Source organism: Pseudomonas putida (assembly GCF_004357765.1).
GTDB lineage: Bacteria > Pseudomonadota > Gammaproteobacteria > Pseudomonadales > Pseudomonadaceae > Aquipseudomonas > Aquipseudomonas putida_U.
On the sequence record NZ_SMTE01000009.1, the window covers coordinates 253,649 to 275,455 of the forward strand.

The following is a 21,807-nucleotide window of genomic DNA, read 5'->3' on the forward strand; positions in this document are numbered from 1 at the left end:
AGCGGTCTACACAGGGCGCTTTCAGAACGCAATCGTTCAGTGGAATCCAACCGATGCAGATGCTGGAAGACCCTGTTCCCACAGCGGCATCACCTGCCAGCAGTCCGGCAACGCCGGTCAGCCAATTCAATTTGCTGCGCTGGTTTTCGCTGATCAGCCTGTTGATCATCACTGCTGTGGCAGTCGGCCTGGGCTACGTCTCGACCCGATTCGTGGTACGCGACAGCGTCCAGCGCGATGCCATGCTGACGGCCCAATTCATTCAGGCCATCGCCCAGGCCGAAGTGCGTCACTCGCAACTGCCGCCGGGCACGACCATGGGGGAGTTGCTCGATCCGCGCCTGGATCAGCAGCATTTGCAATTCACCCCGGCGCTCGCCGAAGCCACCCGTTCCGAATTCCTCGACCACGTCGCTCATCTGCCTGACACCCTCTTGGCTAACGCGTATGCCCGCGACCGCACCATTATCTGGTCGACCAATCCGCAGTTGGTCGGCAAGCGTATCGAGAGCGATGGCGACCTCGAACACGCATTTCATTCGCGCAAGGCCGTGTCGGCCAGCTACCACAAGGCTGACGAGGACCGCGAAGAGCAGAAATTCCAGCGCGCCCCCCAATACCTGTTCATCGAGAACTACATCCCGCTGTTCGACAGCCAAGGCGAGCAGGTGTTGGCAATGGTCGAGATCTACAAGGAGCCCCAGGACCTGATACGCCGGATCCAGCGCGGCTATGTACTGATCTGGGCCTCGACCCTGGTCGGCGGGGTGCTGATCTACTTCGGCCTGTTCTGGATCGTGCGCCGCGCCGCCCAACTGCTGAGCCATCAGCAGGATCGCCTGGTGGCCAGCGAAACCTATGTGGCCCTTGGCGAGATGTCCTCGGCGGTCGCCCATAGCCTGCGCAATCCGTTGGCCAACATCCGCTCCAGCGCCGAACTGGCGCAGGAAATCGCGACCCCCCAGGCGCAGAAGAATATCGTCGACATCATCAGCCAGGTCGACCGGATGTCGCGCTGGGTGCGCGACCTGCTGGTGTCGCTGCGCCCGGCCAGCGACGAAGCCGAGGCCGTGGATCTGGTGGCGGCGGTCGAGGATACTCACCTGGCGTTTGTCCAGCAGATCGAGCGCAACGGTGTGCAGTTCCGTTTCCAGGGCCCTGTGGTGCAATGGGTCGCCAGTCAGCCATTGCAGCTCACGCAAATCCTCAACAGCCTGTTTTCCAATGCCATCGAAGCGATGCCCAACGGCGGCACCCTGTGCGCCGAAGTCAGCGTGCTCGAGGGGCAGCGTGCGCAATTGCTGCTTACCGATACCGGCAAGGGCATGACGCAGCAGCAGGAGCGTTTGGTATTCAAGCCGTTTTACACGACCAAGCAAGGCGGCCTGGGGGTCGGTTTGGCACTGGTCAAGCGCATCATGGAACGTTTTGGCGGCTCGGTCAGCCTGAGCAGCCGCCAGGAGGAAGGAACCCGCGTCAGCCTCATTTTCAACATCGCAGCGGGAGGGGACCATGGAGCACAGCATCCTGGTAGTGGAGGATGATGAAATCCTCGCCGAAAACATTCAGACCTACCTCGGACTCAAAGGCTTCGAGGTCACCGTGTGCCACAGCGCCGAACTGGCATTGGAGCAAGTCAAACGGATGCAACCCGATGCGGTGCTGACCGACAATTCATTGCCTGGCATGAGCGGGCATGACTTGTTACGTACGCTCGTGGCTCAGTCCCCGGACCTCAAAGTGATCATGATGACCGGCTACGGCAACGTCGAAGATGCCGTACAGGCGATGAAAGAGGGGGCGTTCCACTACCTGACCAAGCCGGTGGTGCTGGCCGAGCTCAAGCTGACCCTGGACAAAGCCCTGGCGACCGAGCGAATGGAGCGCACCCTGTCGTTCTATCAGGAGCGCGAGGCACAGAAATCGGGGCTGCAGGCATTGATCGGCGAGTCGCCGGCGATGCTCGGGCTCAAGCACACCTTGCGCCAGGTGCTCGACGCCGAGCGGCGCATGGCCAGCGATGACCTGCCGCCGGTACTGATCGAAGGCGAGACCGGTACCGGCAAGGAACTGGTGGCCCGCGCCCTGCATTTCGACGGCTCGCGCAGCAAGGGCCCGTTCATCGAATTCAATTGCGCCTCGATCCCGGCCAACTTGCTGGAAGCCGAGCTGTTCGGCCATGAGAAAGGTGCCTTCACCGATGCCAAGGACCGCCGCGTCGGTCTGGTCGAGGCCGCCGATGGCGGTACGCTGTTCCTGGACGAGATCGGCGAGATGGACCTCTTGCTGCAGGCCAAACTGCTGAAGTTGCTCGAGGATCGCAGCATTCGCCGGATCGGCGCAGTGAAGGAACGCAAGGTCGACCTGCGGGTGATCAGCGCCACCAACTGCAACCTGGAGCAGATGGTGCAGCAGGGCAAGTTCCGCCGTGATCTGTTCTTCCGCCTGCGCATCATTGCCCTCAAGGTCCCCAGGCTGTACGCCCGTGGCCAGGATATTCTGTTGCTGGCACGGCACTTCCTGGCTCACCACGGGCGCCGCTACGGCAAGCCCAACCTGCGTTTCAGCGCAGAGGCCGAATCACTGATGCTCAGTTACAGCTGGCCGGGGAATGTGCGGGAATTGCGCAATATGCTGGAGCAGACGGTGTTACTGGCGCCCCATGAGGTGATCCAGGCGCACCAGCTCAACCTGTGCCTGACATTGATCGACGAGCCGCTGACCTCGCCAGCGCCGATACCGTTCGAAGCGCCACGGCAAGAGCCGGAACCCGGCACCAGCCTACCGGACATGGAGCGCGACCTGGTATGCCGGACCCTCGACCGTACCGACTGGAATGTCACCAAGTCGGCACGGATGCTCGGGCTGTCACGCGATATGCTGCGCTACCGGATAGAGAAACTCGGCCTCATCCGGCCGGACAAGCGGCAATGGTAGGGGTTGCCGGCGCTGCCAGCGATGTCGGCGGAATGGGCGGTACGGGCTTCAGGGTTTACCGCTGCCGCCGTCGCCACCTTGGCCCCCTGCGCCCTCCGAGCCAGTGCCGTCCATTCCTGGCAGGTCACGGTTGTCATTCTGTCGAGCGGGTGGGTCTTGCGGCTCGCTGCCTTGCAGGCGCGGATCGGTGTCGCGCGGCATCGGCTTCTCGATCGGATTGAGGGTGCTGTCGACGCCCGGCTGGGGCGCCGGGTTGTGCGGATCGTCGGGGTAGGTGGGTCCAGTGCCGACCGCCCAGGCCATGGGTGTGGCGAGCAGGGCGGCAAGTACCAAGGTCGATCGATTCATGGGGCAGGCTCCTTTGCAGGGGTAGGTCCTCAGTTGGGCCCTACCCGAGCAGCCAGGGTGCCATCACCCCGATCAACGGTCAGACCACCAGTGACAGCAGCATGATGAAGATGATGCCGACCACCGAGAGGATGGTTTCCATCATGCTCCAGGTCTTGAACGTCTCGGCGACGGTCATGTTGAAGTATTGCTTTACCAGCCAGAAGCCGGCGTCGTTGACGTGCGACAGGATCAGCGAACCGGCTCCGGTGGCCAGTACCAGCAGTTCACGGTTGACCCCCGGCACCAGGTCGATCACCGGCGCGACGATACCGGCCCCGGTAATGGTGGCCACGGTCGCCGAACCGGTGGCGATACGAATGACGGCGGCCACCAGCCAGGCCAGCAGAATCGGCGAAATCTGCGCTTGCACCGCCATCTGCCCGATCACGTTGCCGACCCCGGTGTCCACCAGCATCTGCTTGAAACCACCGCCTGCACCGACGATCAGGACGATGGCGGCGGTCGGTGCCAGGCTCTGGTCGAGCATCTTCATGATTTGCTGGCGGGTGAAACCGCGTGCCGAACCGAAGGTGTAGAAGGCCAGTAGCAAGGCCGCGAGCAGGGCGGTGATGGGGTGGCCGATCAGGTCCATCCACTGGCGTATCACGTGCTCGGCGGGCAGTACCACGTCGGCGAAGGTCTTGAGCAGCATCAGCACCACCGGCAGCAGCACGGTGACCAGGGTGATGGTGAAGCTTGGCAGGTTGCCTCGGTCGGACTCTTTGGCGATCTGGTCCATCAGCTCCTGGGACGGACTACCAGGGATGTAGCGGGCGATGAAGTTGCCGAACAGCGGACCGGCGATGATCGCTGTCGGCAGGGCGACCAGCAGGCCATAGAAAATGGTCCGGCCGATGTCGGCATGGAAGATCCCGATGGCCAGCAGTGGACCCGGGTGCGGCGGGACCAGGCCGTGGACCACGGAGAGACCCGCCAGCAGTGGAATGCCGATCTTGATCAGCGAAACCCCGGAGCGCCGGGCGACGATGAATACCAACGGCACCAGCAGCACGAAGCCGATCTCGAAGAACAGCGGAATGCCGACCAGGAAGGCCGCGAACATCATGGCCCAGTGCACGTTCTTCTTGCCGAAGGCGCGGATCAGCGTTTGCGCGATCTGGTCCGCGCCCCCGGAGTCGGCCATCAGCTTGCCCAGCATGGTGCCCAGCGCCAGGACGATGCCGACGAAGCCGAGCACCCCGCCAAAGCCGTCCTGGAACGACTTCATGACCTTGGCCACGGGCATGCCCGAGGTCAGGCCGAGAAAGCCCGCTGCCAAGGTCAGGGCGACGAAGGGGTGAACCTTGAAATGGGTGATCAGCAGAATCAGCCCGACGATGGTAACCAGAGCGTCGAGCAACAGGTAGGTATCAGTAGCCAGTCCGAACATGGTGGTTATGCCTCGGTCTTATCGTTGTTTTTGGCGTAGCGTGGTTTGAAGGGTCACCGCATTGCGGTGGCAAGGTAGCGCTGTCTTTGGTGAGCGGAAAAAACCACCGAAATCAGGCAGTTCGCGCCAGTTCCCGTTCACCGCAAGGCTTTAGCCAGGTGTCTACCGCCTCGGCCAGGTCTTCGATCGGGCGGGTGGCATCGAGTGCCAGGGTCAGCGGCTCGCCATGGGGCGGTTCGAGTGCGGCGAACTGGCTGTCGATCAGGCTGGCCGGCATGAAATGCCCTGGACGCGCGAGTACCCGTCGTTCGGCATCGGCCGGTGTCAGTTCGAGGAACACGAAACCCACGCCGGGCATGCTGGCGCGTAGCGTATCGCGGTAGCGACGCTTGAGTGCCGAGCAGGTGAGGATAGGGCGTACGCCGGTGGCCGCGACATCGTGCAGTTCCTGACCCAGACGCACCAGCCAGCCGGCACGGTCGTCATCGTCGAGGGGGATACCGGCGCTCATCTTGGCGATATTGGCGGCAGGGTGAAACGCATCGCCTTCGATCAGGCGGCCGCCACTTGACTTGGCGATGGCGGCGCCGATGCAGCTTTTACCGCAACCGGCCACGCCCATCACCACGATGGCGGACAGTGGAGCATTCATTGAAACCTCCTGCGGGGCGAGACAGCGCTGTCTTGATAGAAACGCCTGACTGTCTTCCCGGTGTTGTTGGTCTTGTCCTTACGCAGTATGGACGCCAGGCGCTCGGTCGCTACCGTCGCGACCAAAGATTACATTGCCTGCGTCCTGAGACAGCGCTACCTTAGTGGCCGTTCCCGTCTCTTTGCAAGTAGTAAAATTACAACAATCATGTCTCGTACAGGTTCCCGCACCACCGGCCGTCCCACCCTGGCAGAAGTCGCCAGGCTCTCAGGGGTTTCTCCGATCACCGCCTCGCGCGCGCTGCGCGGGGTCAGCACCGTTGCGCCAGCATTGGTGGAAAAGGTCGTGGCGGCCGCAGCAAGCCTCGGTTACGTGGCCAACCCTGCCGCGCGAGCACTGGCGTCGGCGCGCAGCCAATCGGTGGTGGTGCTCATCCCATCGCTGTCCAACCAGTTGTTCATCGACACCCTCGAGGCGATTCACGAGGTCATGCGTCCGCGTGGCTTGGAAGTGCTGATCGGTAACTACCACTACGACGTGACCGAGGAAGAAAACCTCATCCGCAACTACTTGGCCTATCAGCCATGCGGCATCCTGCTCACCGGCTTCGAGCGCAGCGAGGCTTCCCGTCAGATGCTCGCTGCCAGTGGCGTGCCATGCGTGCACATGATGGAGCTCGGTGGCGAGGGGGTGTTCTCGGTGGGCTTTTCCCAGGAGCTGGCCGGACGGGCGGCAGCCCAGCACCTGATAGCGCGGGGTTGCAAGCAGCTGGCGTTCATTGCTGCGCAACTCGACCCGCGGGTGATGCAGCGCGCCGAAGGTTTCCGCCAGGCGTTGGTCGAGGCCGGTCTGCAAGGGGGCGAACGTGAGTTGCTCGCGCCCCAGCCGTCTTCCATCGCTCTGGGTGGCGAACTGTTCAGCCAGTTGTTGGCGCAAGCGCCAGAGGTCGATGGGATCTTCTTCTGCAACGACGATCTGGCCCAGGGGGCGGTACTCCAGGCATTGCGCCAGGGCATCGACGTGCCGGGGCAGGTAGCGATGGTCGGCTTCAACGACCTGCCAGCCTCGGCGCACATGGTCCCGCGGCTGACCTCGATTCGGACCCCTCGGGCGGCGGTTGGCAAGCGTGCCGCTCAAGCACTGCTGGCCTTGCTCGATGGCAAGCTGGTGGCGGCCGAGCAACAGGATCTGGGCTTCGAACTGATGGTCAGGGAAAGCTCCTGAAGCCATCGGAAACGGTAGTCACAACGGAGTAATTGCTTAGCAATAGCATTATGCTGGCACTTGTGCGCAGGCAATCTATGCTGAGGGCATCTCATGAGGAGGAGCCTGGCGTCATGTTCGATTTCCATCACAAGGCAGACCTGATTGAAATCCAGCGCAGCAGGGAGGCACTGGCGGGCCTTGAGGCCAAATTGGCGGCCATCAGCCGCTCGATGGCGATGATCGAATTCGCCCCCGACGGCACCATCCTCGAAGCGAACCAACGCTTCTGCCAGACCTTGGGCTACAGCGCCGACGAACTGCGCGGTCAGCATCATCGGATGTTCTGCGCCCCGGCCTATGCCAACAGTGCCGAATACCAACAGCTATGGCGTGAACTGGGCGAGGGCAAGGCGATCAGTGGCACCTTCGAGCGCCTGGACAAGGCTGGGCGAGAGGTGTGGCTGGAGGCTAGCTACATGCCGGTGTTCAATGCTCAGCGCGAGGTCACCAGTGTGATCAAGGTAGCCTCGGACATTACCTGCAGGGTGATCGAGGAGCACGAGAGCGAAAGCCTGCTCAAGGCCATCGGCCGATCGATGGCGGTGATCGAATTCACACCCGAAGGCCGGGTGATCAAGGCCAACGAAAACTTCCTGGCGACCATGGGCTACAGCCATGAGGAGGTGGTCGGTCGTCATCATGGTCTGTTCTGCCAGCCCCACGAGCGCGAGTCTGCGGCCTATCGCGAATTCTGGGCATCGCTGAACCGGGGCGAATACCACTCGCACCGCTTCGAACGGGTCAATAAATACGGGCAGACGGTCTACCTTGAGGCGTCGTACAACCCGATCTTCGACAACAAGGGTCGGCTCTACAAGGTGGTGAAGTTCGCCAGCGACATCACCGCCCAGGTCACCACCCAGCAAACCGCCGCCGAGGCTGCCCACGCCAGTTCGGTGCAGACCGACGCCTGCGCGCGCAAAGGGACCGAAGTGGTTCAGCAGACGGTAGAAGTGATCGAGCAGATTTCTCAGGAGCTCAACGATGCCGCCCGCAGCATCGATGCGGTGAGCAAGCAGTCGGATGTGATTGGTCAGATCGTCCTGACCATCCGCGGCATTGCCGACCAGACCAATCTGCTGGCCCTCAACGCAGCTATCGAAGCAGCGCGGGCCGGCGAGCATGGACGCGGCTTCGCGGTGGTGGCCGATGAGGTGCGCAGTCTGGCCGCGCGGACCAGCAAAGCGACGCTGGAAATCGTCGATGTGGTGCGCCAGAACCACGATCTTTCGTTGACCGCAGTGGCCAGCATGCAGTCGAGCCTGTCACGTACCGGTCGTGGCGTGGCGCTGGCCAACGAAGCGGGCACGGTGATCATGGAGATCCAGCAAGGCTCCCGGCACGTGGTCGATGCGATCGGCGAAATCACTTCGACGCTGCAATTGCATTGAGCTGTTCGTCGAGTTCGCGGCAAAGGGTCTGCAGGCCGGCATGGAGTTGCCGGCGCAGCTCGGCAGTCGGCTCACCACCGGCCTGAGCCTGCTCGATAGCCTCACATACGCTGACGATGCGTCGGACCTTGAGCATCTTCGCTCCTCCCTTGATGCGGTGGGCCAGGGCGCGAAGTGCTGCGTCGTTGCTGTCTTCGTCCAGGGCCTGCAGGGCGGCGAGGTCTTCGCCGGCGCTCTTGGCCAGTTGCTCCAGCAAGCGACGGGTCAATTGCTCGTCGTCCTGGGTCAGGTGGCGCAGCTCATCCAGGTTGAAGTAGCTGACCGGTGAGTGCTTCGGCGTGGCGCCTGCCACATGCTGCCTGAGGGTCTGCAGGCCGATGGGCTTGAACAGGCAATCGTCCATGCCGCTTTCCAGGCAACGTTCGCGCTCCTCGGCCTGGGCATTGGCCGTGATGCCGATGATCCGGCAGGGCACTGATCCCCGGGCCTGCTCGGTATTGCGGATGGCGCGGGTCAGGGCGTGGCCATCCATGACCGGCATGCTGCAATCGGTCAGGATCAGTTCGAATGGCGTCGACTGCCACAGGGCCAGCGCCTGCTCGCCGTTTTCAGCCAAGGTGACACGGTGGCCGAGACTGGAAAGCTGTTTGTCCAGCAGCATCAGGTTCGCCGGAAAGTCGTCGACCACCAGGATATCCAACGCCCCTTCGGTCGCCTGTGGCGCGCAGTGGACAGGCTCGGACACTTCGACGGGCGCGCTGCGCGGTAGGTTCACCAGCACCTCGACCCGGGTGCCGACGCCTTCGACACTTTGCAGATTGAGTTCGCCCCCCATCAGTTCGGCCAGGGTGCGGCTGATCACCAGACCCAGCCCGGCGCCCTGCTGCGCCCGCGGACCTTGGGCCTGGGCGAAGGCGCTGAACAGGCGGTCCTGGTCGGGCGCGGCGATGCCGATACCGGTGTCACGCACCACCAGGCTCACGCCGATGTGCTCGGGTTGCGATGTGAGCCGCAGGCTGACCTTGACCTCGCCGCGGTCGGTGAATTTGATCGCATTGCTCAAAAGGTTGGAGAGCACCTGCTTGAGGCGAAGCGGGTCAGCTTGCACCCAGCACGGCCCTTCGGGTACTTCGCTGTTCAGCTGCAACCCTTTCAGGTGCGCGTTGCCCTCGAAGACCCGCAAGCAGGCGTGCACCAGGCCGACCAAGTCGACCGCGACCGGTTGCAGGGTCATATGTCCGGATTCGATGCGCGAGATGTCGAGGATGTCGCCGATCAGTTCAAGCAGGCCGATCGCCGAGTCGTGCGCGGTGCGTAGGGTCTCGACGTCGCAGCGCCCGGCCTGGCTGTCTTCCAGGGCCAGCTCCAGCAAGCCGATGACGGCATTCATCGGCGTTCGAATTTCGTGGCTCATGGTGGCCAGGAAGGTGCTCTTGGTCTGGCTGGCCCGCACCGCGTCATCCTTGGCCTGGCGTAATTGCTCCAGGAGGCCCCGGCTCAGCCCCAGCTGAGTCTGCAGTGCTTGCTGGGCCTCGGTGCGCTGGTGGATGAGTTTGCGCAGGTAGCTGTTCCAGAACACCACACCCGCCAGCAGCAGCGCCGAGAGGATCAGCACCTGCAAGGCCAGGGTGCGGTAGTTGCGCCAAGGGCTGTCACTGACCAGGGTACTGGTCCGCCAGCGGTTGATCAGTTGGTCTAACTCATCCGGCGGAATGCTCAGCAGCACCTTGTCCAGAATCGCCTGCAGCTGTGGCTGGTTCGGAGCTACGGCGAACGCCGCTACAGCGGGGTCGTCGCCGAGCATGGCGGCGATCTGCAGGGTGCCTTTGAATACGTGATTGATGTAATAGCTGGCGTTGATGTGGTTGCTCATGGCCACATCGGCGTCGCCGTTGGCCACGGCTTCCATCAGACCGAGCGGATTGTCCACCTCAACAAGCTCGACGCCTGGGTACTGGCGCTGTAGCTGTGCGCGCTGCGGTGAACCGCGTAGCAAGGCTACACGCTTGCCGTCCAACGACTTGGCCTGGGCGGCCGAAACGCCTTGGGAACGCGTCACCAGCACCCTCGGGCTGACCAGGTAGGGGCGGGTATAGCGCAGTTTGGTGGCGCGCTCCGCGCCATAGCCCAGGGCGCCGATCATCTGTGCCTGGCCGCGGGCTACCAGATCGACCATCTTCTGCACAGAGTCGTGCTCGACGACGTCGAAGTGCAGACCGGTACGCAGGGTTATCTGCTTGAGCAGGTCGAGGGTGATGCCGGTGGCATGCTGCTGGGTATCGTTGAAGGTCAGGGGCGCCAGGGCACTGTTGACCAGTACAGTGACGCTGGGGTGAGCGGCGATCCAGCTACGCTCCTGCTCGGTCAACGCCGCAGGGTGACGATCGAGGAGCAGGCTGGTGTTGCCGCTGCTCCAGCGTCTCAGGATGTTCATTCGCTCGCTTTCGCTGATCCTGGCCAGGGCGTCGTCGACCAGACGATGCAAGCGCGTGTTGTCGTGGGCCAGGGCAAAGGCGAACGCAGCCGCTGGTGCCTGGCAGAAATGGTCGATCTTCAGGGACCCCTGATAGCTTTTGCCGATCAGGTGGTCGGTGCTGATTGCATCTCCCAGATAGGCGTCGGCTTCCCCCAGTTCGACGGCTGCCATGCCCGTGAGCGTGGAGCGATACAGGCTCAGTTGGGCGTTGGGGTAGAGTGCCCGGACCTGCGCTGCGGGCAGGTAGTGGTCGACCATGGCCAGGCGCAGGCCGTCGAGGGCGTGGTTATGCTCCAGGCTACGACCTTCGCGGGTGACGATGACCGGCAGGTCGTCGGCGTAGGGTTGGCTCAAGGCCAGTTGGGCATCGGCGGCCTCGAATGCGTTGGAGCTCCCCAGTATGTCGATGCGTCCGTCACGCAGCGCGGCGATTGCCTCATGCCGGCTGTCGAATCGCCGTACCTCGATGCTGACCCCCAGTTGCTCGGCAATCAACCCGGCATAATCGGCACTGAGGCCTTCATAGTCGTGGAGACTGGCATTTATCTCGAAGGGAGGATAGTCAGGGCGTGAACTGCCCAGGCGCAACACTTTGCGCCGTTGCAACCACTGGCGATCCTGGGCAGCGAGCTTCAACGGCGGTGCAGCACTGACCGAGCGCGCCAGCAAGTGACGCTGTTCGCCAGCGGCCTGCGCGAAGGCGTCGGTGGACAAGCAGCCCAGCAACAGGAAAAGACAGCAGAGGACGATTCTCATCACATCGCCCGTTCAGTTCACCTGGTTGCGCTTGGCCAGATCGACCATTTCCACGAGCGATTCGGTGCGCAGCTTCTCCATGATCCGGCCGCGGTAGGTGCTGATGGTCTTGGCGCTGAGGTTCATCTGCTGGCCGATGAACTTGTTGCTCTCGCCGCGGGCAAGGCGACGCAAGACTTCCATTTCTCGGTTGGACAAACTGCCCAGACGGTAGGCTTCGCTTTCCAGCGTGCTGCTGTTGACCGACATCTGGGGAAAGGTGGAGTAGCCTTTGACCAGTGCTTTCAAGGCGAACACCACGGCGTCGAGGTCTTCATCCTTGGTCAGGAATGCGGCGATGCCGGCGTCCAGGCAGCGCCTGACATACAGATCTCCAGCCTGGCCGGTGAGGACCATGATCTTCGGTTGCGGCTCGAGCTTCTGCAGGCGTTTGATCACCTCCATGCCATCGAGTCCAGGGAGGCCGATGTCGAGGATGACGACATCCGGTTGAAGGTCACGTACGGCTTGGGCGACTTCTTTCCCGTCATCGATTTCTCCTACAACCTGAAAGCGATCACGCTCCAGAATGATGCGTAGGGAAAGGCGAACAATAGGGTGATCGTCGACGATCAGTACTGTAGTCATGTAGAAAACTCCTGTCGGAATGTGGTCCGTTTCTCCCGCGTAGCGGGAAGAGGCCTGCAGACGATGGCCGGCAGCGCGCAAGATACGGACATTCCTCCTCCTTAGTAATGGCGAGTATAGAACTGTGGAAATTCACACCATACTCTGTTGAAAAGCCCTACAAAGGACGAGGGAATGCTTAACCCCTTGCAGCACAGGGGCAAGACATCTTTACAGGGGTTTCAGAGGCACGAACCGTGGGGTTTGGATACGCGCGTGGAGGAGGCGGGGTTGTTACGCAAGGCCAGGCCCACTCGGCTTGGCCGGGCGACCAGTTGTCCCGCGCAATTGGGGCATTGGCCTTGCAACCTCTGCTCGGCGCAGCGACGACAGAACGTGCATTCGAACGAGCAGATCATGGCGTCGGGGCTATCGCCGGGCAGGTCGGTATCACAGCATTCGCAGTTGGGGCGCAGCTCCAGCATGGTAGAACTCCGTGGCATGGGCGGGAAGCTGGAGTCTGCTCTGGCCTGTAGACGCTTGGCAATCTTTAGTCACGGGGCCGGTACAGATGCGCGTGCCCGGCGCGATAAAGGGCCGAGTCGGCGAAGGCGGCATCGCCCAGCACCTGACCCACCAGAATCAGCGCGGTACGCCTAAAACCCTTGGCGGCCACCTGCTCGACGATGTCGTCGAGGCGACCGCGGACCCAGTCCTGATCCGGCCACGTGGCACGATGGATGACGGCGATCGGGCAGTCGCCGCCATAGTGCGGCAGCAGATCGGCGACGATCCGCCTGAGGTTCTTGATGCCCAGGTGGATGGCCAGCGTGGTGCGGTGACGCGCCAGGTCGGCCAGTTGCTCACCGGCTGGCATCGGCGAGGTGTCGCCGTAACGGGTCAGAATCACCGTCTGCGCCACTTCAGGCAGGGTCAGCTCGCAGCCGAGCAATGCTGCGCTGGCAGCGACGGCAGTGACCCCAGGGATGATCTGGTAGTCGATTCCCAGTTCGCGCAGGTGGCGGATCTGTTCGCCGATGGCGCCGTACAGGCTTGGATCGCCACTGTGCACCCGGGCGACATCCTGGCCCTTGTCGTGGGCTGCGCGGATCGCCGCGATGATTTGCTCCAGGTGCAGTTCGGCGCTATTGATCAGGGTTTCGGCCTGGTGCCCTTCGAGCACGGCCGCAGGCACCAGCGACCCCGCGTAGATGACCACCGGGCATTGGCGGATCAGGCGTTGTCCCTTGACCGTGATGAGTTCGGGGTCGCCTGGGCCTGCGCCAATGAAGTAAACAGTCATGGTGGATCCTTGAACGATGGGTGAGGCGATTATCGACCACGCGCCATGGCCAGGGTAGCCGGGCCGTGGACCTGGCGGGTGAGTACCAGGCTGGCCTGGCCTTCGACCTGCCAGGCCAGGGCCAAGGCCGCGCTTTCGGCTACGCCCCAACAGCCAGTGTGGAGGTGGGCGACGGCCGAGCGGTGGCTGAGCTGCGCCTCGAAGCGCTCGAGCGCAGGGGCGTCGAAATGCTGCAGCTGCAGGCCATGGCGCTCGGCGAGTTGCACCAGTGCAGGCTCGTTGGCCCTGGACGTCACGGTAGCGATGCCACATATCGCCGAAGGCGCCAAGCCATGGTCCTGCAACGCTTGTCGCAGCGCGCTTTCGAGGGTTTCCAGCGGACAGCCTCGGCGGCAACCGAGGCCGATGTACAGCGCCGTCATCAGGCCGGGTTGGCGCGACGATAGAGCCAAGCACTGAGCAGGCCCAGAGCCAGCCAGAACACGGCATTGGTCAGCCAGGAGGCGATCTTGAACTGGGTTTCCAGGTCCGCTGGCGCCAAGCTGGAATGATGTTCAGGTTGGGGCGCGCCGATGATATGGGGCAGTACCAGCAGCGCTGCACCGAGCGCCTTGAGCAGCCAGTGCTGACCGAACACCAGCAAGCCCAGGCCCACGGCAGTGGCGGCGGCGGTGCCGATCCACCAGGCCTGGCGCTGGCCGAGGTCAGCGGCGGCAGTCCCGGGTAGTTCCGGTGGCAGGCCCAGGGTCGGCGCCAGGCAGAACACGGCGAAGCCGGCCAGCCCCCACCAGGCGCCCGAGAGCGCGCGATTGGGTTCACGCAAGCTGTACAGTGCGACAAGGATCAGGGCGAAGCCGACGGCTACCACCAAGTTGCCGCCGGTGGTGGCAACGATGCGCTGCCAACCGTCTTCGGGTGACCAGGCCTCGCTGTCGTGGCTGTGGGCGGCCGACGCTTCGTGGTCATGCTCGTGGTGCTCGGTCACTGGACCGGCGTTCTCATAGGTTTCGGCCTGGAGAATCAAGGGAGCGACCCAGAAGCTTTGCAGCAGGGTCAGCAAAAGAGCGGCGAGCAGGCCGCTGAACCCGGCGGTGCGGGCGATGCGCTTGATCATGCGGGCGGGCTCAGTGGCAGGGGAAGGCGGCGCTGTGACGCGTGTCGTGGGCGGCGTTGTGCACCGCTTCGATGTGCGAGAAGCCTGCGAAGTAGACCAGGCACAGGCCCAGCAGGCTGGCGCCGACAGCGACGACGAGGCGCTGGCTGAGGGAGCTGGGGGTGGCGACGCTGTGTTTGAGAGTGGTGACGGGCATGACGCATTCCTCTGCATTTATCTCAGGCAACAGGCGCGGCCGCCCCGGACGCATCAGCGCCTTGGGCCCCAGGAAAGGGGAATGCGACAGCGCCCGCCCTCCGCGGGGTGTACATGAACGCCAGGCCGGTCTCCGGGCTTACGAGGAGGAGCGTGGCTCCTGATGGGGTCACCTTCCCATGCCGAACTGCGTGGCACAGTGGTCAAGACCCTTCACTCGTCTACCGTTGCGGGGGCAGCACCGGAATGGTCGGGCCTGTTCGACATGTGTCGAGGGCCTGCGACGCACCGGTTTCCCGTTTCACCCCCGTAGGGGCACCTGAACGCAGGGCATAAGAAGAGCACGGGGCCGCAGTGGCGTCAACCACGACCCGGCACAATTTCCCCCGTCATCGGTTGACCCCCAGCCACCCCCCGCGTAGCCTTGCCGCTTCGAGGTTCTTCGGCCATGCCGAAGCTAAGATGGGAACGCGGTACAAGCCGCGGCTGCCCCCGCAACTGTAAGCATCCTTTGGATCGACACAGCCACTGCGCGACGGCGCGGGAAGGCGTCGTCCGCAAGCCCTGGATCACGGGGCCGACCGGTGCAAGCCAGGAGACCTGCCTCGAGGCGATTTCGACTTTCAACCGGGCGGGGTGATCCGGTGGCGAACGAGCCCAGCCGACCTGGCCCCGGGGCTGTCGTCCCGCATGCCCGCGCCAACCTGCCAAGGGCAACGCGACATGAAAACACTGGCCAAACTCCCCGTCACCATCGTCACCGGGTTCCTCGGCTCGGGCAAGACCACCTTGCTGCGCCACATGCTCGACAATGCCCAAGGCCGTCGTATCGCGGTCATCGTCAACGAATTCGGCGAACTGGGCATCGATGGGGAGATTCTCAAGCAATGCAGCATCGGCTGCACCGAAGAAGAAGCCAGCGGCCGGGTCTACGAGTTGGCCAACGGCTGCCTGTGCTGCACCGTGCAGGAGGAATTCTTCCCGGTGATGCGCGAGTTGGTGGCCCGCCGTGGCGACCTCGACCACATTCTCATCGAAACCAGCGGCCTGGCGCTGCCCAAACCGCTGGTTCAAGCGTTCCAGTGGCCGGAAATCCGCAACGCCTGCACCGTCGATGCCGTCATCACCGTGGTCGACAGCCCGGCCGTGGCCGCCGGCACCTTTGCCGCCTACCCGGATCAGGTCGATGCTCAGCGCAAGCTCGACCCTAACCTCGATCACGAGTCGCCGCTGCACGAACTGTTCGCCGACCAACTGGCCAGCGCCGACCTGGTGGTGCTGAACAAGGCCGACCTGATCGATGCACAGGGTCTGGCCAAAGTCCGTGCCGAGGTGGCGCAAGAGTTGCCGCCGGCAGTCAAGGTGATCGAGGCCGCCAGTGGCCGCTTGCCGCTGGAGGTATTGCTGGGCGTGGGGGCCGAGGCCGAAGCGCATATCGATGGCCGACGTACCCACCACGACAGCCATCATGACGGCGACGACCACGACGATCACGACCACGATGCCTTCGACTCCATTTCGATCGACCTGCCCGAGGCCGACGAGAGCCTGCTGCTCGACGCCCTGACTCAGCTCGTGGTCGAGTTCGGTATCCTACGTGCCAAAGGCTTCGCGGCCATTCCGGGCAAGCCGATGCGTCTGCTGGTGCAGGGCGTGGGGACGCGCTTCGACAAGCACTTCGATCGTGCCTGGCGTGCCGACGAACCGCGCATCACCCGACTGGTGCTGATTGGCCAGGACCTCGACGCCGCTCACCTGGAAGGGCGCCTGCGCCAGGCCCTGGGCGCCTGATCGATGCACCTGCTGCGGACCCAGCCCGGCGGCTTCGTGCCGGATGACAGCATTGCCGACCTTGGCCAGACTCCCGCCGAGCTGGTGATCCTCTGCAGCGGCGATTCGCACCTGGCGTTGCTCGCCGACACCGCCGAGCAATTGCCCGACGACTTTCCGACACTGCGCCTGGCCAATCCCATGCAGGTGCAGAACCACGCCTCGGTCGACCTCTACATCGACCAGGTGCTGCGTCACGCCAAGGTGATCCTGGTGTCGCTGCATGGCGGCGTCGGTTACTGGCGCTATGGGGTCGAGCAACTGGTCGAGCTGGCGGCCCAAGGCGTGCAACTGATCCTGGTGCCTGGCGACGATCGTCCGGACCCGGAGCTCACCGCGCTGGGCACGGTCGACCCGGCCCAGGCCGAGCGCCTCTGGCACTATCTGCGCCAGGGCGGCAAAGCCAATGCGCTCAATTTGTTCAACTGCATGGCCAGCCTGTGGCTGGGCAGGCAGTATCCCTGGTCAGAACCTCAGGCACTGCCGCGTACGGCCGTTTACCATCCGGCCAAAGGCAGCGCGACCCTGGAGCATTGGTACAGCCAGTGGCATCCGCAGCAACCCGTTGCAGCGCTGCTGTTCTACCGCTCACACCTGCAAGCTGCCAACACCGGCTTCATCGACGTGTTCTGCCAGCGCTTGCAGGCGGCGGGGCTCAATCCGCTGCCGGTGGCCCTGGCCAGCCTCAAGGAAAGCGCCTGCCTGGAGCAGCTTGAGCAGTGGCTGGAGGAGGTGGGGGCCGAAGTGGTGATCAACACCACGGGTTTTGCCCTGTCGAGCCCGCAACGTCCCAACCTGCGGCCGTTGCGCCGAGACATCCCGGTGCTGCAGGCCATTTGCGCCCAGGACAATCAGCCGGCGTGGGAGGCCAGCGAGCAGGGACTTGGCGCGCGCGATCTGGCCATGCATATCGTCCTGCCGGAGCTGGACGGGCGGATCATCACCCGGCCGGTCAGCTTCAAGGACCTGGCCTGGCGCAGCGAGCGCAGCCAGGCCGATGTCGTTTGCTACCGTGCTCACCCTGAGCGCATGGACTTCGTCGCCGAGCTGGCGCGGCGCTGGGTGGCCCTGGCCCGCCTGCCCAACGGGCAAAAGCGGGTGGCCCTGGTGCTCGCCAACTACCCGACCCGTGATGGCCGGATCGGCAATGGTGTCGGCCTGGACACCCCCGCAGCCGCTCTCAACATACTCGTAGCCTTGCGTGACGAAGGTTACCCGGTAGGCGACCTGCCCGACAGCGGCACCGGCCTGATCCATGCCTTGCTCGGTGGGGTGACCAACGATCTCGATCACCTGGACCTGCGCCCCTGCGCCCAGAGCCTGGCCCTGGCCGACTACCAGGCCATTTTCGCCCGCTTGCCCGAAGCCAACCGCCAAGCCGTGCTGGAGCGCTGGGGGCCACCTGAACAGGACCCTATGTACCGCAGCGGGCGATTGATGGTGGCCGGCCTGCGCTTTGGTCAGACCTTCGTCGGTATTCAGCCAGCACGGGGTTACCAGGTCGATCCCAGTGCGGTCTATCACGATCCTGACCTGGTGCCGCCCCACGCCTACCTGGCGTTTCACTTCTGGTTGCGCCACGTCTACGCCGCCGATGCAGTGATCCATGTCGGCAAGCACGGCAACCTCGAATGGCTGCCCGGCAAGGGCGTGGGACTGTCGGCACAGTGCTGGCCGGACGCACTGCTCGGGCCGTTGCCCAACGTCTATCCGTTCATCGTCAATGACCCGGGCGAGGGTGCCCAGGCCAAGCGCCGTACCCAGGCGGTGATCATCGACCACCTGATGCCGCCGCTGACCCGCGCCGAGACCTACGGGCCGCTGCGTCATCTCGAACGGCTCGCCGACGAGTACTACGAGGCGCAACTGCTGGACCCGCGCCGGGCCCGCGAGTTGCAGCGCGAGATTCTCGAACTGGTCAAGGCCAACCATATCGATCGCGAACTGCAGCTCGAAGGTCAGCTGGACGATGCCGCAGTGTGGCTGCCTCGGCTGGATACCTATCTGTGCGACCTCAAGGAATCGCAGATCCGCGATGGCCTGCACGTCTTTGGCCAGTCGCCGCAGGGACGGTTGCGCCGTGACACGCTGTTGGCGCTGCTGCGCGTCGAACGTGGCGATGGCAAGGATGGCAATGCCAGCCTGCCGCGGGTCTTGGCCAAGGCTCTGGCACTGGGCTTCGACCCGCTCGACTGTGACCTCGGTCAGCCATGGACAGGGCCGCGTCCGGCGCTGTTGAAGGTGGTTGACGACAGCGCCTGGCGCACCTGCGGGGACACCCGCGAACGCCTGGAGCTATTCGCTTTGCAGGTGATCGAACAGGCGCTCGACGGTCGATTGCAGTTACCGCAGGATACCTCCTGGCAGGGGGTGCACAGGGTAATCCAGGCGCTGTGCGAGGAAGTTGCACCCAACCTCGATGCCTGCGGCAATGCCGAGCGTGATGGCCTGCTCGCTGCCCTGGCCGGTCGTTTCGTTCCGGCCGGCCCCAGTGGGGCGCCCAGCCGTGGGCGCCTGGATGTGCTGCCCACCGGTCGCAACTTCTATACCGTCGACGTGCGTAACCTGCCGACCACCACTGCCTGGCGCCTTGGCTTCGCCTCGGCCAGCCTGATTCTCGAGCGCCACCTCCAGGACCATGGCGACCACCTGCGCCAGCTGGGCCTGTCGGTGTGGGGCACGGCGACCATGCGCACCGGCGGTGACGACATCGCCCAGGCCATGGCCTTGATGGGCGTGCGCCCGGTTTGGGCCAGCGCAGGGCAGCGCGTCGATGATTTCGAGATACTGCCGTTGAGCCTGCTGGACCGCCCGCGGGTGGATGTGACACTGCGCGTCTCGGGCTTTTTCCGGGATGCCTTCGGCAACCTGATACGGCTGTTCGATGCGGCGGTGCAGGCCGTCGCCGCACTCGACGAGCCGGACGACCTCAACCCCCTTGCCGCACGCGTCCGTGCCGAGCGCAAGGCCTTGCAGGCACAAGGCGTCGACGCCGAGCAAGCCGCGCGCCAGGCCGGTTGGCGAGTGTTCGGCGCCAAGCCGGGTGCCTATGGCGCAGGTGTGCAGAACGCCATCGATGGCCGTCTGTGGCACAGCCGCGAAGACCTGGCCGAGGTCTACCTCAACCACGGTGGCTACGCTTATGGCGGCCAGGACGATGGTACTCCCGCCCGCGCACAGTTCGCCTCGCGTCTGGGCCAAGTCCAGGCAGTGCTGCACAACCAGGACAACCATGAGCACGACCTGCTCGATTCCAACGACTATTACCAGTTCCAGGGCGGCATGCTGGCGGCCTCGGAAACCCTGTCCCAGGCGACGGTGGCCAGCTATCACGGCGATCACAGCCAGGTCGACCGGCCACGGGTGCGTACCCTGAAGGAAGAATTGAACCGGGTGATTCGCGCCCGTGCACTCAACCCCAAGTGGATCGACGGCGCCAAGCGTCATGGCTACAAGGGCGCGTTCGAGATGGCGGCGACTGTCGACAACCTGTTCGCTTTCGATGCCACCACGCACCTGATCGATGATCATCACTATCAGTCGCTGGCCGATGCCTATGTACTCGACCCAGCGACCCGCGACTTCATGCGCCAACACAACCCCGAAGCGCTGCGTGACCTGACCGAACGCCTGCTGGAAGCCCAGCAACGAGGTCTGTGGGAGCAGCCCGGTGATTACCGCGAGGCCCTCGAGGCGCAACTGCTCGATGGCGAGGAACAGGCTTGAAATGAGTGAACCCGTGCAATTTCCATTGGCAGCCGTGGTGGGTGCCGACGACCTGAAACTGGCCCTGTGTCTGACCGCGATCGATCCGAAGATCGGTGGCGTGCTGATCGAAGGACCCCGTGGGATGGCCAAGAGCACCCTGGCCAGGGGGCTAGCCGATCTGCTCGGCGAGGGCCCTTTCGTGACCCTGCCGCTGGGGGCCAGCGAAGAACGCCTGGTCGGCACGCTGGACCTGGATGCCGCGTTGGGTCAGGGCAGGGCGCAGTTCTCGCCTGGTGTACTGGCCCAGGCCGACGGCGGCGTGTTGTACGTCGACGAGGTCAATCTGCTGCCGGACACCTTGGTGGATCTGTTGCTCGACGTGGCTGCCAGCGGCACCAACCGCATCGAGCGCGACGGCATTTCCCATCGGCACAGCGCCCGTTTCGTATTGATCGGCACCATGAACCCCGAGGAAGGCGAGCTGCGCCCGCAATTGCTCGATCGCTTTGGCTTGAACGTCCTGCTCGACGGCCTGCCCGAGCCGGCTGCCCGGCAGCAGATCATTCGCCGGCGCCTGGCTTTCGATACCGATCCTGAAGCGTTCAGCCAAGAGTGGGCCGGGGCGCAGGCGAGCTTGCGCGCACGCTGCCACAGCGCTCGGCAACGTCTGGCGGCTATCGCTCTCGATGACCAGGCGCTGGCCTGGATCACCGAGCGCTGTTTCGCGGCGGGCGTCGATGGCTTGCGGGCTGACCTGGTCTGGCTGCGTGCGGCCCGCGCGCACTGCGCCTGGCGTGGCGGGGAATGCATCGCCGAAGAGGATGTCGAGGCGGTGGCCGAGTTCGCTCTGCGCCATCGGCGGCGGGGCACGCCCCCCGAGAGCCAGTCCAATCCGCCGGCTGGGTCATTCAGCGCTGCCGGGCAGAGCACTGCCGGGCAAGGCGGGCAGGGGGATTGGGGAGCGCTACCGGCACAGCCCGTCTCCACCGGCCCTCGGCGTGAGGTACCGAACTGGGCAAAAAAGCCCTGAGCATCCGCCAGCAGCCGCAGGCGGCGGATGCCAGGGGCAGCGCCGGGAAACTGACAGGCCCCCGCGGCGGCCATGCGCAGCCCTCGTCCAGTGGTCGCGTGGCCTGGTTGCCGACGTTGCTCAAAGGTCGTCCCCGTCAGCGCCAGGACCTGTGTTGGCAGCAGCGCCGCAGCCAGGCGCCGGTAGTGTGGCTGGTGATCGTCGATGCGTCGGCCTCGACCCGTCGCCATCAGGCGCTGGCCACCACCAAAGGCGTGCTGGCGGAGCTGTTCGATCAAGCGTATCGCCAGCGCGCTCGGCTGGCCCTGCTCACCGCCAGTGGCGGTGCGCCACGCTGGCAGCGACACGGATTGAAGGCGTCGGCGGCGTTGCAGCCCTGGTTGCGTGCCCTGGGTGCCGGTGGTGGCACGCCATTGCTGGAGGCACTGAAGCAAGCACGCGACTGGTTACTGACGCGGCGCAAGGCGCACCCCCACGAAGCCCAGCGATGCCTGGTGTTCACCGATGGTCGCTTGCAGCGCTGGCAAGCCCTAGCCCCCATGCCCTGTGACACGGTGCTGATCGACATGGAACTAGCCCCTGTACGTCTGGGGCGGGCGCGGCAGTTGGCCGAACAGTTGCTGGCCGATTACCAGCACCTCGAACAATTGGCGTTAAAGAACAATTAAGAAGGGGCGCGACACTATGCCGCAATAAGGAAAGTGTCCATCCCCAATAATGGGGGAGTGGGGAAAGTTCCCCAAGTGCGTGGCAGGCACGCACT

Annotated in this window: 17 protein-coding genes, 2 pseudogenes and 2 riboswitches; of the genes and pseudogenes, 9 read left to right on the plus strand and 10 right to left on the minus strand. The window is 64.1% G+C overall.

The genetic code is table 11. The features are described 5' to 3' along the window. Nucleotides 1-53 precede the first annotated feature (53 nt). Nucleotides 54-1,544 (plus strand): sensor histidine kinase, encoded by a 1,491-nt coding sequence (locus tag E2H86_RS15630; RefSeq protein WP_133329364.1) that lies wholly within the window; start codon nt 54-56, stop codon nt 1,542-1,544. Beyond that, the gene (locus E2H86_RS15635) at nt 1,513-2,937 is read left to right on the plus strand and encodes a sigma-54-dependent transcriptional regulator (RefSeq protein ID WP_133329366.1); all 1,425 of its coding nucleotides are present in this window, start codon (nt 1,513-1,515) and stop codon (nt 2,935-2,937) included. The genes E2H86_RS15630 and E2H86_RS15635 overlap by 32 nt, the downstream gene beginning before the upstream one ends. 48 nt (nt 2,938-2,985) lie before the next feature. Here the strand turns inward: E2H86_RS15635 and E2H86_RS15640 are convergent, their stop codons facing one another. From E2H86_RS15640 to E2H86_RS15650, 3 genes are all read right to left on the minus strand, one after another. Beyond that, the gene (locus tag E2H86_RS15640; RefSeq protein WP_133329368.1) at nt 2,986-3,285 is read right to left on the minus strand and encodes a hypothetical protein; all 300 of its coding nucleotides are present in this window, start codon (nt 3,283-3,285) and stop codon (nt 2,986-2,988) included. Nucleotides 3,286-3,364: 79 nt separating this feature from the next. Continuing rightward, nucleotides 3,365-4,717: a GntP family permease gene (locus tag E2H86_RS15645; protein ID WP_133329370.1), complete on the minus strand. Its 1,353-nt coding sequence runs from the start codon at nt 4,715-4,717 to the stop codon at nt 3,365-3,367. 112 nt (nt 4,718-4,829) lie between these two features. Further along, on the minus strand, nt 4,830-5,369 hold the full coding sequence (locus E2H86_RS15650; RefSeq protein WP_133329372.1) for a gluconokinase: 540 nt from the start codon (nt 5,367-5,369) through the stop codon (nt 4,830-4,832). A 207-nt stretch (nt 5,370-5,576) separates the two neighbouring features. Between E2H86_RS15650 and E2H86_RS15655 the strand changes: the two genes are divergently transcribed. The 3 genes and pseudogenes from E2H86_RS15655 to E2H86_RS26835 form a co-directional block, all read left to right on the plus strand. Next, nucleotides 5,577-6,593: a LacI family DNA-binding transcriptional regulator gene (locus tag E2H86_RS15655; RefSeq protein ID WP_133329374.1), complete on the plus strand. Its 1,017-nt coding sequence runs from the start codon at nt 5,577-5,579 to the stop codon at nt 6,591-6,593. 113 nt (nt 6,594-6,706) lie between these two features. Further along, nucleotides 6,707-7,489: pseudogene (locus tag E2H86_RS26830) on the plus strand (PAS domain-containing protein); the annotation flags it as partial. Between the two features lie 114 nt (nt 7,490-7,603). Next, nucleotides 7,604-8,026, plus strand: a pseudogene (locus E2H86_RS26835) (methyl-accepting chemotaxis protein); the annotation flags it as partial. On the opposite strand, the gene E2H86_RS15665 reads toward E2H86_RS26835, so the two are convergent. The 7 genes from E2H86_RS15665 to E2H86_RS15695 form a co-directional block, all read right to left on the minus strand. Further along, a complete protein-coding gene (locus E2H86_RS15665) occupies nt 8,001-11,258 on the minus strand; it encodes a transporter substrate-binding domain-containing protein (RefSeq protein ID WP_133329378.1) in 3,258 nt (1,085 codons plus the stop codon). The pseudogene E2H86_RS26835 and the gene E2H86_RS15665 overlap by 26 nt on opposite strands. Before the next feature lie 12 nt (nt 11,259-11,270). After that, complete coding sequence (locus tag E2H86_RS15670) at nt 11,271-11,885, minus strand: response regulator transcription factor (protein WP_133329380.1); 615 nt, start codon at nt 11,883-11,885, stop codon at nt 11,271-11,273. 221 nt (nt 11,886-12,106) lie between these two features. After that, complete coding sequence (locus tag E2H86_RS15675) at nt 12,107-12,349, minus strand: DUF1272 domain-containing protein (protein WP_133329382.1); 243 nt, start codon at nt 12,347-12,349, stop codon at nt 12,107-12,109. A gap of 65 nt (nt 12,350-12,414) precedes the next feature. Further along, complete coding sequence (cobM, locus tag E2H86_RS15680; protein ID WP_133329384.1) at nt 12,415-13,167, minus strand: precorrin-4 C(11)-methyltransferase; 753 nt, start codon at nt 13,165-13,167, stop codon at nt 12,415-12,417. Between the two features lie 29 nt (nt 13,168-13,196). Further along, on the minus strand, nt 13,197-13,589 hold the full coding sequence (locus E2H86_RS15685; RefSeq protein ID WP_133329464.1) for a cobalamin biosynthesis protein: 393 nt from the start codon (nt 13,587-13,589) through the stop codon (nt 13,197-13,199). After that, nucleotides 13,589-14,281: a CbtA family protein gene (locus E2H86_RS15690; protein ID WP_133329386.1), complete on the minus strand. Its 693-nt coding sequence runs from the start codon at nt 14,279-14,281 to the stop codon at nt 13,589-13,591. The genes E2H86_RS15685 and E2H86_RS15690 overlap by 1 nt, the downstream gene beginning before the upstream one ends. A gap of 10 nt (nt 14,282-14,291) precedes the next feature. Then, nucleotides 14,292-14,477: a CbtB domain-containing protein gene (locus E2H86_RS15695; RefSeq protein WP_133329388.1), complete on the minus strand. Its 186-nt coding sequence runs from the start codon at nt 14,475-14,477 to the stop codon at nt 14,292-14,294. 105 nt (nt 14,478-14,582) lie between these two features. Further along, nucleotides 14,583-14,814: riboswitch (cobalamin riboswitch) on the minus strand. A gap of 80 nt (nt 14,815-14,894) precedes the next feature. Then, nucleotides 14,895-15,098, plus strand: a riboswitch (cobalamin riboswitch). A gap of 101 nt (nt 15,099-15,199) precedes the next feature. Between E2H86_RS15695 and cobW the strand changes: the two genes are divergently transcribed. From cobW to E2H86_RS15715, 4 genes are all read left to right on the plus strand, one after another. After that, nucleotides 15,200-16,267 (plus strand): cobalamin biosynthesis protein CobW, encoded by a 1,068-nt coding sequence (gene cobW, locus E2H86_RS15700; protein ID WP_133329390.1) that lies wholly within the window; start codon nt 15,200-15,202, stop codon nt 16,265-16,267. A gap of 3 nt (nt 16,268-16,270) precedes the next feature. After that, nucleotides 16,271-20,032, plus strand: a complete 3,762-nt coding sequence (gene cobN / locus E2H86_RS15705; RefSeq protein WP_133329392.1) for a cobaltochelatase subunit CobN — start codon at nt 16,271-16,273, stop codon at nt 20,030-20,032. 1 nt (nt 20,033) lies between these two features. After that, the gene (locus tag E2H86_RS15710) at nt 20,034-21,044 is read left to right on the plus strand and encodes an ATP-binding protein (RefSeq protein WP_133329394.1); all 1,011 of its coding nucleotides are present in this window, start codon (nt 20,034-20,036) and stop codon (nt 21,042-21,044) included. 98 nt (nt 21,045-21,142) lie between these two features. Further along, nucleotides 21,143-21,712: a vWA domain-containing protein gene (locus tag E2H86_RS15715; RefSeq protein ID WP_133329396.1), complete on the plus strand. Its 570-nt coding sequence runs from the start codon at nt 21,143-21,145 to the stop codon at nt 21,710-21,712. The last annotated feature ends 95 nt before the right edge of the window (nt 21,713-21,807 follow it).